The sequence below is a fragment of the Rahnella sp. WP5 genome (assembly GCF_000745615.1).
GTDB lineage: Bacteria > Pseudomonadota > Gammaproteobacteria > Enterobacterales > Enterobacteriaceae > Rahnella > Rahnella aceris.
In genome coordinates this window covers 706,482-721,737 of record NZ_KN050720.1, presented here as the reverse complement: position 1 = coordinate 721,737, position 15,256 = coordinate 706,482, and the positions used below count along the sequence as shown (strand labels likewise).

Here is a 15,256-nt window from a genome sequence, read left to right as displayed (position 1 = left end):
ACTCACTCTTATATTCAGGCCTTATAGTTTCTCTATGGAATCGAATCCTCACGCGCCGTTGGCCAGTTTTATTGATCTCATGATGGATGCTGTTTTTGCGGTTGATGCCCATGCCAATATCGTTTTTGCGAGCGCATCATGCGAACGTATCTTTGGCTATACGCCGAAAGAAATGATCGGCAAAAACATGTTTGACATGATGCTGCCTGAAGATCGGGAAATAACCCGAAACTCGGTGGTGGGGATCATGTCTGGCAATCCTCAGTTTCATTTTGAGAACCGTTACATTCATAAGAATGGACAAGTAGTCAACATCATGTGGACGGCACGCTGGTCACCGGCTGATCAATTGCGCATTGGTGTTGCCCGAGATATTACCGAACGCAAACGATCCGAATTGTTGCAGTCTGCGCTTTATTCTATTTCTGAAGCTGCACATACCGCCGAAGATTTACTCAAGTTATTCCAGCGCATTCATGAGATCGTCGGCACGCTGCTGCCCGTCGATAATTTCTCGGTGACGCTCTACGATGATGAAACCGGTAAACTTAGCTTCCCTTATCATGTGGATCAGTTTCTGCCGAGGCCAGACCCCTTTACCCTGATCCCAGGTACGTTCTACGCAGAGATTATTCATACCGGTCTGCCGCTGCTGCTCACACCTGAAACGATGGTTGCCCGCATGGAAGAATTGCGGGTCTCTTTTGGCATGAATCCATTCTGCTGGCTGGGTGTTCCGCTCAAGTCGCATAAGGGCACGATTGGCGTGCTTATGGTCAAAAGCTACCCGGGTGGTGTGTGCTACAACGAACAGGATCAGGAGTTACTGCAGTTCGTTTCGACTCAAATTGCGACTGTCATTGAGCGTCAGCAAATGCAGGCTCGGCTGCAGTATATGGCGCAGTATGATCCACTGACTGACCTCCCGAACCGGGGTTTTTTACATGACCGCCTGAAAGTCGCGCTCTCAACAGCACGTCGGGAGCAAGGTCAGTTGTCGCTGTTGTACATTGATCTCGACAAATTTAAACAGGTTAACGATACGCTTGGCCATGGTATTGGGGATTTACTGCTGCAGGGGGCCGCTGCGCGCCTGAAGTTGTGTGTGCGCGAATCGGACACCGTCGCTCGTGTCGGCGGCGATGAGTTTGTGGTTTTGCTTCAGGGGGTTTCCTTACCCGCGTCTGCTCGGGTAGCAGAGAAAATCCGTGACGCTTTCAATCCTCCTTTTACCCTGGAAGGCCACAGTTTGAACATCACGCCCAGTATCGGAATCGCACTCTATCCGGAGCATGGTAACGATGAACGTCAGCTTCTCGAATATGCCGACAACGCCATGTATGTAGCCAAAAACGGCAAAGCGCATTGAGAAAATAGCGATCAAATGGGAATAAGTTTTAGAGACATCTGCTATTTAAAATCCACAAAACGCCAGTGTGATTAAATTATCCACTGGCATTTTTTATGCCTGAAATTCTCTCAGATCCTTATTTCAAATGCGCCGCAAACCCATTTTTCTCCGGCGCAATTTCCGGTTTCAATATCAGTGACGGAATAGCGTAATCGCCGCCATTCTGCTGGCGGAATGAAATGGGTGTCGTGCTTTCTAATGTATCCAGCCGGTGAGACATCTCCGCGCAAATTTGCGCATAGCGGGTTTCATCCATGCGTCCGGTGCGGTAGAACACCAGCGGCGGCAGTACGCTGAAGCCCGGATAGTGCAGGATGCCGTGATGGATCGGGAACAGCAGCTCGTCGATAGGGCCATTAATCCCACGCGCACTGTAATGCGGTTCCCACCCGCCGGTCGTGACCATCAGCATGGCGCGTTTACCGGCCATTTTGCCTTCTCCGTAACGGTCGCCCCAGTGCGTGTCGGAATGTTCACCGACGCCGTAAGCAAATCCGTAGGCATAAACGCGTTCCACCCAGCCTTTCATAATCGCGGGCATTGAAAACCACCATAGCGGGAACTGAAATATCACGGTATCAGCCCACTGTAATTTTTCCTGTTCGGCGGCAATGTCATGGCTTTGCGTGCCATTCTGGTAAGCGCGCTGTGAATCCTGCGAAGGTTGAAAAGGCCCTGGTGAAGGCCCGGTGTTATCTCCGGCATCCAGCGCGGCTTTCCATTGCATGGCATACAAATCCGATATCTGCACATTGTGCCCGGCGGCCTGCAAATGACTGACCGCAAAATCTTTCAGCGAGCCGTTCAGTGATTGTGATTCAGGGTGGGCATAGACGATCAATACATTCATGACGAATTCTCCGCTAAGTGGTAAACGCAGAGTAGGTTGTTGTCAGGTATAGTTGAAATGAATTGATCATATAGCAGGTATAGCGATGAGTAATTTCGGCCGTTTGGATCTCAATTTGTTGCTGACGCTGGATGTCCTGCTCGCCGAGCAAAACGTCACGCGTGCGGCGCAACGCCGTAATCTTTCACAACCTTCAGTCAGCGTTCAGCTCGCGAAGTTGCGGGAATTTTTTGATGACCCTTTGCTGCTGCCGGGACCACGGGGGATGCGGCCGACCGCGCGTGCTGATGAATTACGTGAGCCGCTGCGACGGGCACTGGCCGCGCTGGAGCAGGCCGTATCTGCGGGTGAAGTGTTTGACCCCTCGACGGCAAAGAATACCTGGAATCTGGGGGCGGCAGATTATGGCGAATCGACCATTGTGCTGCCCGCGTTACGGGCATTACGTAGAGCCGCACCTTCTGCACGGCTGGCTATTTTTGAAACGTCACCTGCGCGGATTATCCGCAAAATGGAGCAGGGTACGCTGGATCTCGCATTCCATACCGGCGAGGCGGTGATGAATGGCCTGCACAGCCGATTATTGTTTGCTGAACGTTATGTTTTGGTGAGCAGAAAAGGACATCCGCAGGTTAAAGGCGAGATATCGCGTTCAGCGTTTTGCGCACTGGAACATGTGATCGTTTCACCCGATGGTGGGGGTTTCTATGGCAATACTGACATCGCGCTGGCGGCCACTGGATTATCGCGCCGCGTCGTCATGTCAGTGCCGCATTTCCTGTTTGTCGTTCAGGTGCTGATGACCACTGATCTGGTGGCGATGTTGCCGGAACGTCTGGTACGTGGAAATCCTGCTTTGCAGGTTACTACACCGCCGCTGGATGTCCCGGGGTTCGAGATGTACATGGTCTGGCACGAGCGCGCTCATCGTGATCCTGCACATCAGTGGCTGCGTGAGTTTATCGCTGATTCAGTCTGAAAAAAGGCAGCCTTACGACTGCCTGTGTCTGACGGTGCGAAAAACCGGAGCTTATTCGTTGAACAGCTTGGTATCATTCGCCAGGCTATCTACCACAACTTTTAAATCGTTAGCGGTAACTTTCTGCTTATCATTGGAAACTTGTTTACCGAATCCTTTACGCACGACTTTGATCACCGGTTTGCCAGTACTGGCATCGATCAGCTCACCTTCGAAATACACTTCAGTATCACGCGTGCGGTGGCCTGTCGCGGTTTGAGTACCGGCAATAACCAGCGCGACCGGGACGACTTCATAGAACTGCAAACCTTCTGCCGACGTGTTCACACCGGTGATCGCGCCTTTGAAAATCAATGTGCGCGGCCCTGCGTGATCTGTCAGTGGCAGGCGCTCTGCCAGTGCAGGTTTCATGCGGCTGTTGGCGTAATCCAGCACCCCCTGCAAGGTGGCTTTGTCGATCTGCGCCGTAGGCTGCGGTTCCGGGTAGAATTTAATCGGTTCGTATTTGATGTAAGAATAATTTTCTTTCTTAAACGAAGGATCGATCCAGCGCAGAACCGGATTTCCTCCAGCCGTTTTCACTTCCTTAAGGCCGGAATAATCGCCTAAAAAACCTGAGTATTTTTCCGTCTTGGTAATGTGGCTGGTACAACCGGCCAGGAACAGTGCGCCAGTCACTGCGGCGATCTGCATCAGTTTTATTGTTTTCATTCGTACCCTCGAAATATTTTAAGGAAGACCAAGTATGTATAGCACCGCTGCGGAATTTAACCTCTTAACGACAAAGAAAAATTGATATTCATCAGGATCGCGAAAATACAGTTCTGTGAGGTAATCATTTCTTCCTTAATTATTTTTTTGATGAATGAAACAAATAGTATTCACCTTTTGGACTGTCCCCCGTAGAGATGATGTTCCAGCCTTTTGACAGATAAAAAGCAACTGATTTTTTACTCTTTACTAAGCATTTCAGCGATCCCTGACGGGTAAACGCTTCTTCCGCAGCCTGAAGCAATGCTGAACCTGCACCGGTTCCCTGATATTGCGGATCAACAAACAGGTTATGCAGGAAATTTTCCTGAGTGAAAATTGAGGCGAATCCCAGTAAATGTCCGTCACGTTCTGCCACCAGAATCGTCTCGCCGATCACTGCGCGGTCAAAATCTTCCAGCTGAAAATCGTCTTCCAGCCATGTCCAGGTATGCTTGCGTGAGGCCAGATACAACGTGCGTAAAAACGGGCGGTCTGCTTCTTCATAAGGACGGATCTTGAGAGTTGATGGCAAAACGTAATCTCCCTGAAAGCCAATTCTTAAAAAATAATTTCCGCATCTACTGATAGTGAGGATACGAAGGAGAAGACGTTATACTATCTATAACTTACTAATTTTTAAATGCATAATTCCAGGCTGGCCCGTAAATTTTGAATGAGAATGTTGCCTCTAGTGGCTTTTCATCTATAAATGCTTTGACACCTTCATTATCTTTGCTGTTTGATTCTTCCGGTCCATACACTGTCCCATTATACATAGGATAAGGGTTGGGTTTTTTATAGGCATACCAGGTAATTGCGTTTCCCTGAATACTATCATGTGATGATAATCTGAGTTTATACATTGATCCTTTTATTAGAACTGTTGGTTTAAAATTAAAAGTGACCCAAGTATTATCGTGAATTTTGTTTATGCTTAATTTGCTTTGCGCTATCACATTATCTGAGTTATCAACTATTTCCAGTGACAGTATTCCGGTGTTTATTCTTGCATAGGTGGCGAGATTCAGATCAACCCTTTCTACAGAATTGTATTGTGCAATAAAACTTTGCTCAAACAAGTGGTCTTTTGTGAGTTCGCCTACTACTGTATTGATACTGGTTTGTCCAAAATAGGGGTGAATCATATTGCTTACTGAAGGGTAGAATGCAGGATAAAAGGAAAGTAGAGTCGTAAATGATATTAAGATACTTAGCGAAAGTCTTATGAAATTTATTTTTATACCATGGATAACGAGGGCGTAAACGATGACCATAGCAGGTAAAAAACCAAAAAAATAACGAGCTTGCATAGCGCCTGGATATCCAGTTTTAACATTTAAACGATAAATTGTAATGAAATAAAATCCTATGAATAATAAAAATGAAATTGCACTTAATGCAATGAAGCGCCATTGTGGAGAGCGATCTTTTATTTTTCTATAAATAGCGATGACACAAAATATTGGCAACAGGCTTAAGGTCAGGCCCAGAAGTTGTCGTCTGATGTCCCAGTCATCGAATGATTTATGTCCATATGGTGTTAGTAATGTATTTAAATTTGACTGGTAAAAAGCAGTAATGTACTCCATTTTTGTAAAGCGTGGTGCGTCAGGATTAGCGGCGTGGAACCAATCACTTGGATCACCCTGAGGTGTCGGGAAAAACTTTCCATAAGTGAGCAGCATGAAAACATAATAGGCCACAACACATAATATTGAGAGGGTTATGTAAATAAAATCTGCGCGTTTCAATTCATTGCATTTGATGAGCAGTCTTTTGTTTTCTATAAGGATGAATATAAAAAGAATACAAACAACAGATAAAGCACCAGTGGCCTTTGTCAAAGAAACGATAATTCCGCCAATTAATATATAATGCAATGTATGTCTGACAGAATGATAATTATAGTAGAGGCTGAGACCATAAAATACCAGAGCACATCCTAAAATCATAAGAGGGTCATTATTTATCGAAGCGCTAAGCAAGATAAACATAGGTATACTGACGAGTACCAGCATTGAGAGAATAGCAGATTCATTATTTACTTTAAAAGATTTTAGGCTTTTATATATGAAGATTAGCGTAAGTGAAGATATGAAGAAATTGATAATGCGTAAAGACTTATAAATAGGCGAGCTTAGTAAAGTTGCGATATTATCTATCATTCCCGCAATGATATAATAAAGTGCCGGGTGCTCGAGTCTGTTCAACTTTACAGAACCATATGATTTTCCAGATATATAATCAGGGAAGCCGTGTTTGGCAACATCAAGAACATATCCGAGATGCGGGTTTTCATCAGGAAACAACCCTAAGTCAGTGTTTAAATAGTAGCCAGTGCAAAGGATGAAAAAAATCACAAACACAAGCAGGGCCATTTTATCTTTATTTAACAGGCTCATGACTTTTATCCTTTTTGATATTCAATAGCGTGTATACATAGAAATAGAATACGACATCCCCGAGAACGGTGACAAAACGCCCTAATACCACGGCTAGCAACAATTCAGACTCTGGGATAATAGATCGCAGACAAAAAACAATAACTAACTCTCGTATGCCCACTCCTGCTGGCGCTCCCGGAGTGATTAACCCTACAAGCCATGCAATGGTATATGCGCCAAATATATAAATATAGTAGTTTAATGGTATTCGTTCTTTGAATGAAATTTCTGTTAAAATAAAAGTAAATATTATTGCAGACAGAGAAAGAAATAGTAGTTGCAATAAGAATGCATGCGAAAGTTGCTTACTAAAAAATACTTTAATTACAGCGAAGGTTATGATGATGCTTAAGACGGTAATCATTACCCCTATAACTTGCGGTATGACGGGGAATATTATTGGTATAATGAGGAATATAGAGGTACTACCTGCTAGTGCTATCAATATTAATTCATAAAAATTTGATTTTAAAACTTGCCTGGAAGGGTATCCTGAAGCCATTGCTATAGCTTGTCTTCCCGCTATATGAAAAATATTCCCGGGAATATATTTAGCAAGCTGAGATATCCCATAAGTTCTGATTGCCCACCTTTTTTCGACAGAAATAGTCAAGTGAAGTAAGATGCTTTTCCATGCAATAGCAAGTAACAAATTTATTATGCCATAGCATATGGCCATAAACCCAATCAATAACCAAGAGACAGGAGGTAAAGATTGAATGTCCGCTTTTTGCCAATAATTATGGAGGCGTGCTACGACAAAAATGACGCCGATTATTGCCAATCCGCTACCCAGGATATTAAGTGCGATATTTATCGTCGATTTATTAAATTTTAACGCTGGCGACATAAAATCATTGTCCATGGTAATGGGCTTTTCACTTCAACAATAATGAAGTGTTTATCAACTAATTCTATGAATGATTTTTTTGACCAGTGTTGTAAGTGACCGGGAGTGTTTCCAATATCCTTAACATATTTCCCACGGGCAAGGTTAAGTACTCGCCACAAAGGCTCTCTGGGAACACTTAATATGACATAATTATCGGCTACTTTTTTTATTGCCTTTAAGCCTGCTTCAGGATCTTCCAGATGCTCCAGCACCTCGCAACAGACAATCAGCTCCGCAGAATCCTCAGATTTATTGAGGTCATAAATACTTCTTGTTTTGAATAATGAAGCGGGCAAATTTTCTGAGGATGAGTTTTCTTGTGCAATACTAATAATTTGTTGTGAAAAGTCACACCCCCTCGCATCAATTCCCTCTTTATTCCACTTAAGAACCCAATATCCTTCGCCACATCCAACTTCATGGATCGTCTGAGGATCAACGGTTGCAACAAGTCCTGAAAGAGAATTCTCGAACCCTTTCATCATCCAGCGTACTATTGGATTTTTAGAAGCATATTTATCGTAATTATTACCTACAACAATACCATCTTCAGTTTTACCACCAGCAATTTTTATAGCCATCATTTTTCCTATTGTAATAATTTTCTAGTTTTATAATTGATCTTTTTCAGGTGGATAATTTTTTTTTGCCAAAGGTTGAGGATTTCTGTTGTGCAGTTGTGCGGTTTTAAATCTTAAATCTTCAAGTAATGTTCTGTTAGCAGAAAGCAAATCTGCAACGAATGCAATCAGCAAGGTCTGAAATCCCATCCCCAACAAGATAGATGCCAAAATTAGAGACTGTATATTTCCTGTGCCATCTCCCGTAAAGTATTTGAATAAGAAACGTAGTCCGATCAAAAATCCAATGGTGAAAAGTGTCAAGCCAATGGTTCCAAAAAATCTGAATGGACGATAGATCACGAATATTCTTATAATTGTGATTACGCTTCTTTTGATATATGAAAATGTACTTTTCACCAGTCGGGAAGGGCGTAAGTCATCATTTACTCTGATAGGTACGGATGTGATAGAGATGTTTTTCTGTCCGGCTTGGATAATAGTTTCAAGGGTATAAGTATAATTACTGAAAACTATAAGCTTTTGAGCCGTTTCGCGGTTAATTGCACGAAAACCACTGGGCGCGTCAGGAATATCCGTTTTACTGGCCGTCCGCACAACCCAACTCCCTAGTTTTTGAAGTAATTTCTTCAAAGGTGAGAAGTGTTCAATTGCCTGAATTGGACGTTCCCCAATAACAAATTCTGCCTGTGACGAGAGTATTGGGGCAACTAATTTCGGAATATCATCTGCATTATATTGATTATCGGCATCAGTATTGACGATGACGTCGGCACCAAATTTTAAACAGGCATCAATTCCTGTCATGAATGCATAAGCCAGGCCTTTATTGGTCTTATGCCTGACTATGTGGTCTACGCCATTTTTCCTGGCCACGTCGATGGTATCGTCTGAGCTGCCATCATCAATAATCAGCCATTCAACGCTATCAAAGCCTTCAACATGCCGGGGCAAGGCATTCAGAGCAATAGCCAACGTGCCACCTTCATTAAAGCAAGGTATTTGTATAATTAATTTCACATCACATTCCTCTGCTAACGCTGATGTATATTATTCATGAATTTAATATAATCATTTCAATAAGTAAAAGCACTTATAGATATTCTTAAGCATATATAAAACCAGACGGTATTTGATATAGATTAGCAGGTATATGTGATGCTTGTGGCAAAAATAACATATTAATGAAAAGCCGCCTTAGTAAGGGTATTCCTGTCAAACCAATGGATATGTTAATACTGTCCTATTAGAGAACAGTGGTTTTTAACGCATTTCCTGATTGATCTTCTGACCTTCGCCGCCAATAATGTTCCCTTGACTCGGGGTGCCCGCTGCAAAGCAGGGCTGAGATTTTACCCGTATTACCTGATCTGGATTATGCCAGCGTAGGGAAGTCAGGTATCTCTCCTGATACCGCCTTCCTGAGTGCCGGTGGGGAGATTTATGAATACCCGACCTACCTTTTTGCCCGGCACCTTAGCCGCCACTTCTCTCAAACAACTCCGCCTTTCAGCGCCGCTGGTTCATTGCCTGACCAACGACGTGGTGCAATCTTTTACCGCCAATGTCCTGCTGGCGCTGGGTGCATCTCCGGCGATGGTGGTTGATCCCGCCGAAGCGGCGCAATTTGGCGCCATTGCCGATGCCTTATTGGTGAACGTCGGCACGCTGACACATCCCCATGCCGATGCGATGCGGGCGGCTATTCACGCAGCCAGTCAGGCCGGAAAGCCCTGGGTGCTGGATCCGGTTGCCGTCGGTGGCCTAAGCTGGCGTACAGAATTCTGTCGTGAAATCATCACACTTAAACCTGCCGCAATCCGCGGTAATGCCTCGGAAATCCTGGCTCTCAGCGGCCTCAGTGCGTCCGGGCGCGGCGTGGACAGCGGTGATGATTCCCTTTCTGCCTTACCTGCCGCACAGCAACTGGCGCGGGAGACCGGCGCGGTAGTGGCTGTGACGGGTGAAACCGATTACGTCACCGACGGGATGCGCAGTTGGGCGGTGGCTGGCGGACATCCGATGATGACCCGCGTGGTGGGTACCGGATGCGCATTATCTGCGGTGGTGGCGGCCTTTGTGGCTTTGCCGGGTGATCGCCTGGATAACGTGGCCGCCGCCTGCCGGGTGATGTCCTGTGCCGGCGAGCGCGCCTGTGCGGTCGTGAAGGGGCCGGGCAGTTTCACGCCTGAATACCTCGATAATCTGTATTTAATGGGCGAAGAATGGCTGAACGGCGAGGAAATGCAATGAAACGTATTAATGCACTGACGATTGCAGGCACAGATCCGAGTGGCGGGGCGGGGATCCAGGCGGATTTGAAAACCTTCTCGGCGCTGGGTGCGTACGGCACCAGTGTGATCACCGCGCTGGTGGCGCAGAACACCCGTGGTGTGCAGTCGGTCTATAACATTGAGCCAGATTTCGTTTCAGCACAGCTCGATTCCGTACTGAGCGATGTGCGGATCGACAGTGCGAAAATCGGCATGCTGGCGAACAGTCAGATTGTGGAGGCGGTTGCGGAGCGACTCAGACATTATCAGCCGCCGTTTGTGGTGCTGGATACCGTGATGCTGGCGAAAAGTGGCGATCCGTTACTGCTGCCGGAGGCCGTGGATGCCGTGCGTCGTTTGCTGATCCCGCAGGCTTCCATTATTACGCCAAATCTGCCCGAAGCGGCGGCGTTACTGGAATGTGCGGTGGCGGCGAATGAAACCGAAATGCGTGAGCAGGGAGAAGCCTTACTGGCGATGGGATGTGGTGCCGTGCTGATGAAAGGGGGACATCTGAGTGATGAGGAAAGCCCTGACTGGTTGTTTGTGACCGGTTCCCGCGAGCGGTTTACTGCGCCGCGTGTGAATACCCGACATACTCATGGCACCGGTTGCACGCTGTCGGCCGCGCTGGCCGCGTTACGTCCGCGTCATCACAACTGGGCCGATACGGTACGCGAAGCCAAAGCCTATTTACAGCAGGCGCTGATGCAGGCCGACTCACTGGAAGTCGGCCACGGTATCGGGCCTGTGCATCATTTCCACCGCTGGTGGTAACCGCGGATTATGCCTGGTGCTGGGTTTCGCTCAGCGCCTGTTCAACCTGATGAAATTTCGTCAGCGCCTGTTGCAAATGAACGGCATCAAACGGGTTCAGCGGATAGAATTTTTCTTCTTTACGCGGGCGCAGCATGACGCGGATTTTAGTTGCTGACATCCGTTCAAACAGATAGCTGGCAATATCGTCGTTCTCCTCGTCCTGCCACGACAGCAGCAATGCCGCATGCTCACCGCTGCGGCGGCCAATAAATTGTCCGTGTGACCACAGCCCTTCAAATTCGCCATCCTTTTGCAGTTTTTTGCCACTGAACCACGGTGATTCAGCCAGCGTCAGGAGGGCTTGCGGCGTGATATCCGCATACAACTGGCGCCACTGCGGGCGGTTGTTATCCATCTGCCAGCAGGCCATGCCGAGATAATCGTTCAGTTCACGCCAGTCCTGTTCCAGTTTCTCCCTGAGTTCAGGATCCTGCACATGCATGAACTGTTGCAGGCCGGTCGCCTGCTCACCCAGCTTGTTATAGGCAATAACGGTCATGGTGCGGGGCTTACGGCGGAATGTGACCCACAGCAGCACTTTGGGGATGCGGAAAGTGATGGCCTGAACGGTGAGTTTGTAACGGTTGCCACGTGACATCACCAGGCCGCTGGAAGTGCCCCGTTTGTCCTGATAATTTCTCACCAGTACCACGCTGTTCTGTCCCATCCAGCCCGTGACGTAATGTTCTTTTTCGCTTTCTGCCACGTCCAGATCGTGAACGATCTGGGTGATTTTCTCGTTATCGAGCTGGGAGAGGGACAGTGACTGATCGGCACTGTAGTAGCTTTTTTTCAGGGCGGCTGCGGCTGGCATAAAAGTATCCACGATATTGATGTGGTTTACAGCTTACACCAAGTTGTCATACAGATTTTAGGGATAACCCGCAAAATTTGATCGCTGTCGTTCACTGTTTGTGTATTACAACGTCCTTTTACTTACTCGGCATCAAACCAGTCACTGTTCTGTTCGGCAATCGGGGTAATGGTGGAAATCATTTCCTGCAAATGAATGCGGATAGCTTTTTCAGCGGCGTCCGGGTCATGCGCTTTCAGCCCGTCAAAAATCGCATAATGTTGTGCAATCAGATTTTCCGGCGGTGACACTTTACTGAGTGTCAAAAAGCGGACGCGATCCATTGTCGCTTTGATGTGCTCGACGGTTTCCCATGCCAGGCGGCAGTCGATGATCTGCGCAATCGTGCGGTGGAACTCATCATCCAGCAGCAGGAATTCCTGCGTTTGCTGACTCTTTGCCGCCAGCGTCTGACGCTCAAGATTATGTTCGAGCAAGGCCAGATCTTTATCGGTGGCGACCATGGCTGCACGGCGTACCACGGCGGTTTCGACTGCTTCGCGAATGAAGCGTCCGTCGGCAACCCGCTTGGAGGAAATTTTCATTACATAGGTGCCGCGTTGCGGTAAAACCTGAACCAGCCCGGCTTCGGCCAGTTTGATAAAAGCTTCGCGAACCGGCTGGCGGGACACATTAAAGCGTGTGGAAATCTCTTTCTCCGACAGGAATGCCCCCGGCGCGATGGCACAGGTGACGATGTCCTGACGCAAGGTGCGATAAATCTGCTGATTAACCGGCACATTACTGAGAAATTCAAAGGAGTCTGTCATGGGCAAAAGTTGTCTTTAAAGTCGGGAAACGACAATACTAACATGAGTTTTCTGATGTTTTTGAGATTGTTAGCGCAAGCTTTCATCAAATTATTGGGAGTTTATATGCTCCCGGCAATACAGCTTTTTATAGGCCGCTGGTGTGATACCCAGCAGTTTACGAAATACCCGGCGAAAATACGCCACATCGTTAAACCCCGTCAGGCGTGCCACGTCCGCCACATTGCCGGTATTGGCCAGTAACAGCTTTTCTGCTGCAGCGACACGTTGTTTATGCAGCGCATCCGTCAGCGTCATCTGAAAGGTCAGGCGGAAAACCCGCCCGAGATAATCCGCGTTACAGTGCAGCCGCTGCGCCAGCTCAGAGGCTCCCAGTGGCAGATGAAACTGTGTTGTGATCAACTGACGGGCTTTGTAGGCCAGCGCCACGCCGGGGCCGCCGGGTTCGACATTCTCCGGCCAGGCGCGCGAGACTTCCTCTAACAGTAAAATCAGGAACAGCTCAAGAGAATTACCGCCGCGTTCCTGTTCATATAAAAATAATCTGAACAGCGTTAACAGGGTTTCACTGTCCCTGACTTTACAATGCTGTGGAATATTTAGCTGTAAAGAGGGACTATTTTGCTGTGGTTTAATGATTGCTATATCTTCCACAATATCAAAATGCAGCCAGTAAAATTTTAAATCGGGATCAAAGGTTGTGACGCCTTTATGTTCCCTGCCGGGAAATAACAGTAAACTTTCTCCTGTATGCAAATCAAAACGCGTATTTTCTTCCTGTAAAGACAACGAGCCACGGACGACATAAATTAATTCGTGCGAACTCAGGCGTCGGGTCGGATGTGTGCCAATTCCTCTGGAAATGAACAGGCCACCGTTTTGCACTTTAACCGGGTAATTTACGGAGAACGCAAGCATTTCAGGCATTTTAAGGCACTCACCAGGCAAGGTTTGTCTGACAGTAGCACAGGAAACGTGCACCACCAGCCGGGCATGAAGAGGTTTTGATCTGCTTCACAGATTCTGGGTGTGAGTCGGAATTGTCCCGTTTAACTACTTTTCTCTCCTCTTGTTGGCATGAGAACCCTATGCCAGATTTATGGCGTACCTTATTTCATCTCAGGGCTGATACGAATAATTAGCCTTATTCATTGTGTTCCTACAGCTTATAAATAACGATATAAAAGCGAGGAAAGATAATGCCAACAGATTCAGTTAATACAGGCTCTGCACCGGTAAACGGTGAGGACAGAATACTTTCTGCTAATGCCAAACTTTCTGTCAGTGAAAAAATCGGTTATGGATTAGGTGATGCCGGTGGCACGATAATTACCTGTCTTATCACCAGTTTTCTGACATTCTTTTATACCGATGTTTTCGGGCTGACACCTGCGATTGTCGGTACGCTGTTTATTTCGCTGCGTGTGATTGACGCGATTTCCGATCCGCTGATGGGCATTCTGGCTGACCGCACGCAAAGCCGCTGGGGACGTTTTCGTCCCTGGCAGTTATGGATCGCGTTGCCTATTGGCGTGGTCGGATTTCTCACTTTTACGGTACCCGGCCTGAGTGGCGATGCCAAAATTGCCTACGCCTTCTTCACCTATTTCCTGCTCTCCGTGTCCTATACGGCAATCAACGTGCCGTACTGCGCGCTGATTAACACCATGACCACTGATCATCGCGAAGTGATGTCTTGTCAGTCGTGGCGCTTTGTACTGTGCGGCGTGGCGGGCTTTATGGTTTCCGTCGGGCTGCCGTGGCTGGTGCAGGTGTTGGGTAAAGGTAATGCGGCGGTGGGATATCAGCAGGGCGTAGGATTGCTTTGCGCGGTTGCTGTGGTGATGTTCCTGTGGTGCTTCTTCACGGTACGCGAACGCCTGCCCCTTGCACTGCTCGGGCAATTCAGCGTTAAGGAACACATTCGCGGGATGCTGAAAAACGATCAGTTGCTGCTGGTTTTACTGATGTCTTTCCTGCTGATCAACGTGTTCAATCTGCGTGGCGGCGGCTACATGTATTTCATCACTTATGTGCTGAAAGGCGGGGCGGGCTACGCCTCTATGTTCTTCGGCATGGTAACGCTGGCATCCATTCTTGGCGCGGTGATCGTCAATCATCTGACCAAATTTATCGACAGCGTGCGGCTGTATATGTTGACTAATCTGGTACTGGCGGTGTTTTCCCTGATGCTGTGGTTTGTCCCTGCCGGTGAACATTATCAGACGCTGTGGCTCGGTATCATCTTTGTACACTGTGTGATCCTCGGGTTCACCTTGCCGCTGCACTTTTCCATCATGGCGTTCGCCGACGATTACGGGCACTGGAAAAATGGTATCCGTTCCTCCGGCATGAACTTTGCCTTCAATCTGTTCTTTATCAAACTGGCCTGGGCATCAAGTGCCGGGATCATCAGCCTGGTCTTCATTCTGGTCTCTTATCAGGCTGGCGCAGAGCACCAGACCGCAGCGTCGCTCGGCGGGATCACTTTGCTGGAAACATTGTTGCCTGCGGCGATGCATCTGCTGCTGGCGGGAACGCTGATGTTTTGCAAACTCGATAACAAATTGCTGTCGCGGATGTCGCACGATTTGGCCGCAAAAATCTAATTTACTGTTTTTCAGGAGGTTG

The 15,256-nt window shown here is 47.4% G+C and carries 15 protein-coding genes and 1 riboswitch; of the genes, 5 read left to right on the top strand and 10 right to left on the bottom strand.

Going from position 1 to position 15,256, the window contains the following annotated elements:
• The first annotated feature begins 34 nt into the window (after positions 1-34).
• Positions 35-1,369: a sensor domain-containing protein gene (locus tag EX31_RS20440; protein ID WP_037036397.1), complete on the top strand. Its 1,335-nt coding sequence runs from the start codon at positions 35-37 to the stop codon at positions 1,367-1,369.
• 118 nt (positions 1,370-1,487) lie between these two features.
• Here EX31_RS20440 and EX31_RS20435 read toward each other — a convergent pair whose 3' ends face one another.
• Positions 1,488-2,261, bottom strand: a complete 774-nt coding sequence (locus tag EX31_RS20435) for an NAD(P)H-dependent oxidoreductase (RefSeq protein ID WP_037036396.1) — start codon at positions 2,259-2,261, stop codon at positions 1,488-1,490.
• Between the two features lie 85 nt (positions 2,262-2,346).
• On the opposite strand from EX31_RS20435, the gene EX31_RS20430 reads away from it, so the two are divergent.
• On the top strand, positions 2,347-3,240 hold the full coding sequence (locus EX31_RS20430; protein ID WP_037036394.1) for a LysR family transcriptional regulator: 894 nt from the start codon (positions 2,347-2,349) through the stop codon (positions 3,238-3,240).
• A 51-nt stretch (positions 3,241-3,291) separates the two neighbouring features.
• On the opposite strand, the gene EX31_RS20425 is transcribed toward EX31_RS20430, so the two are convergent.
• The 6 genes from EX31_RS20425 to EX31_RS20400 all read right to left on the bottom strand — a co-directional run bounded on the left by EX31_RS20425 (position 3,292) and on the right by EX31_RS20400 (position 8,930).
• Positions 3,292-3,951, bottom strand: a complete 660-nt coding sequence (locus EX31_RS20425; RefSeq protein WP_037036392.1) for a DUF3313 domain-containing protein — start codon at positions 3,949-3,951, stop codon at positions 3,292-3,294.
• 139 nt (positions 3,952-4,090) lie between these two features.
• Positions 4,091-4,525 (bottom strand): GNAT family N-acetyltransferase, encoded by a 435-nt coding sequence (locus tag EX31_RS20420; protein ID WP_037036391.1) that lies wholly within the window; start codon positions 4,523-4,525, stop codon positions 4,091-4,093.
• Positions 4,526-4,622: 97 nt separating this feature from the next.
• Entirely contained in the window at positions 4,623-6,395 is a 1,773-nt protein-coding gene (locus tag EX31_RS20415) for an ArnT family glycosyltransferase (RefSeq protein WP_037036389.1), read from the bottom strand.
• Entirely contained in the window at positions 6,379-7,287 is a 909-nt protein-coding gene (locus EX31_RS20410; RefSeq protein WP_051931108.1) for a hypothetical protein, read from the bottom strand. Before EX31_RS20410 ends, EX31_RS20415 begins: the two co-directional genes overlap by 17 nt.
• Positions 7,272-7,910 (bottom strand): class I SAM-dependent methyltransferase, encoded by a 639-nt coding sequence (locus EX31_RS20405; protein WP_231576089.1) that lies wholly within the window; start codon positions 7,908-7,910, stop codon positions 7,272-7,274. Before EX31_RS20405 ends, EX31_RS20410 begins: the two co-directional genes overlap by 16 nt.
• Positions 7,911-7,940: 30 nt before the next feature.
• The gene (locus EX31_RS20400) at positions 7,941-8,930 is read right to left on the bottom strand and encodes a glycosyltransferase family 2 protein (RefSeq protein ID WP_051931106.1); all 990 of its coding nucleotides are present in this window, start codon (positions 8,928-8,930) and stop codon (positions 7,941-7,943) included.
• 290 nt (positions 8,931-9,220) lie between these two features.
• Positions 9,221-9,319, top strand: a riboswitch (TPP riboswitch).
• 34 nt (positions 9,320-9,353) lie between these two features.
• Here EX31_RS20400 and thiM point away from each other — a divergent pair.
• Positions 9,354-10,163 carry a hydroxyethylthiazole kinase gene (gene thiM / locus EX31_RS20395; protein WP_037036384.1) on the top strand — a complete coding sequence of 270 codons (810 nt, stop codon included), beginning with the start codon at positions 9,354-9,356 and terminating at the stop codon, positions 10,161-10,163.
• Complete coding sequence (gene thiD, locus EX31_RS20390; protein ID WP_037036383.1) at positions 10,160-10,960, top strand: bifunctional hydroxymethylpyrimidine kinase/phosphomethylpyrimidine kinase; 801 nt, start codon at positions 10,160-10,162, stop codon at positions 10,958-10,960. Before thiM ends, thiD begins: the two co-directional genes overlap by 4 nt.
• A gap of 7 nt (positions 10,961-10,967) precedes the next feature.
• Here thiD and EX31_RS20385 read toward each other — a convergent pair whose 3' ends face one another.
• The 3 genes from EX31_RS20385 to EX31_RS20375 form a co-directional block, all read right to left on the bottom strand.
• Positions 10,968-11,816: a hypothetical protein gene (locus EX31_RS20385; RefSeq protein ID WP_013574393.1), complete on the bottom strand. Its 849-nt coding sequence runs from the start codon at positions 11,814-11,816 to the stop codon at positions 10,968-10,970.
• A 122-nt stretch (positions 11,817-11,938) separates the two neighbouring features.
• On the bottom strand, positions 11,939-12,625 hold the full coding sequence (locus tag EX31_RS20380; protein ID WP_013574394.1) for a GntR family transcriptional regulator: 687 nt from the start codon (positions 12,623-12,625) through the stop codon (positions 11,939-11,941).
• 90 nt (positions 12,626-12,715) lie between these two features.
• Positions 12,716-13,543 carry an AraC family transcriptional regulator gene (locus EX31_RS20375; RefSeq protein WP_197060751.1) on the bottom strand — a complete coding sequence of 276 codons (828 nt, stop codon included), beginning with the start codon at positions 13,541-13,543 and terminating at the stop codon, positions 12,716-12,718.
• A 281-nt stretch (positions 13,544-13,824) separates the two neighbouring features.
• Here EX31_RS20375 and EX31_RS20370 point away from each other — a divergent pair, with 281 nt between their 5' ends.
• Positions 13,825-15,234 carry an MFS transporter gene (locus EX31_RS20370; RefSeq protein WP_037036381.1) on the top strand — a complete coding sequence of 470 codons (1,410 nt, stop codon included), beginning with the start codon at positions 13,825-13,827 and terminating at the stop codon, positions 15,232-15,234.
• The last annotated feature ends 22 nt before the right edge of the window (positions 15,235-15,256 follow it).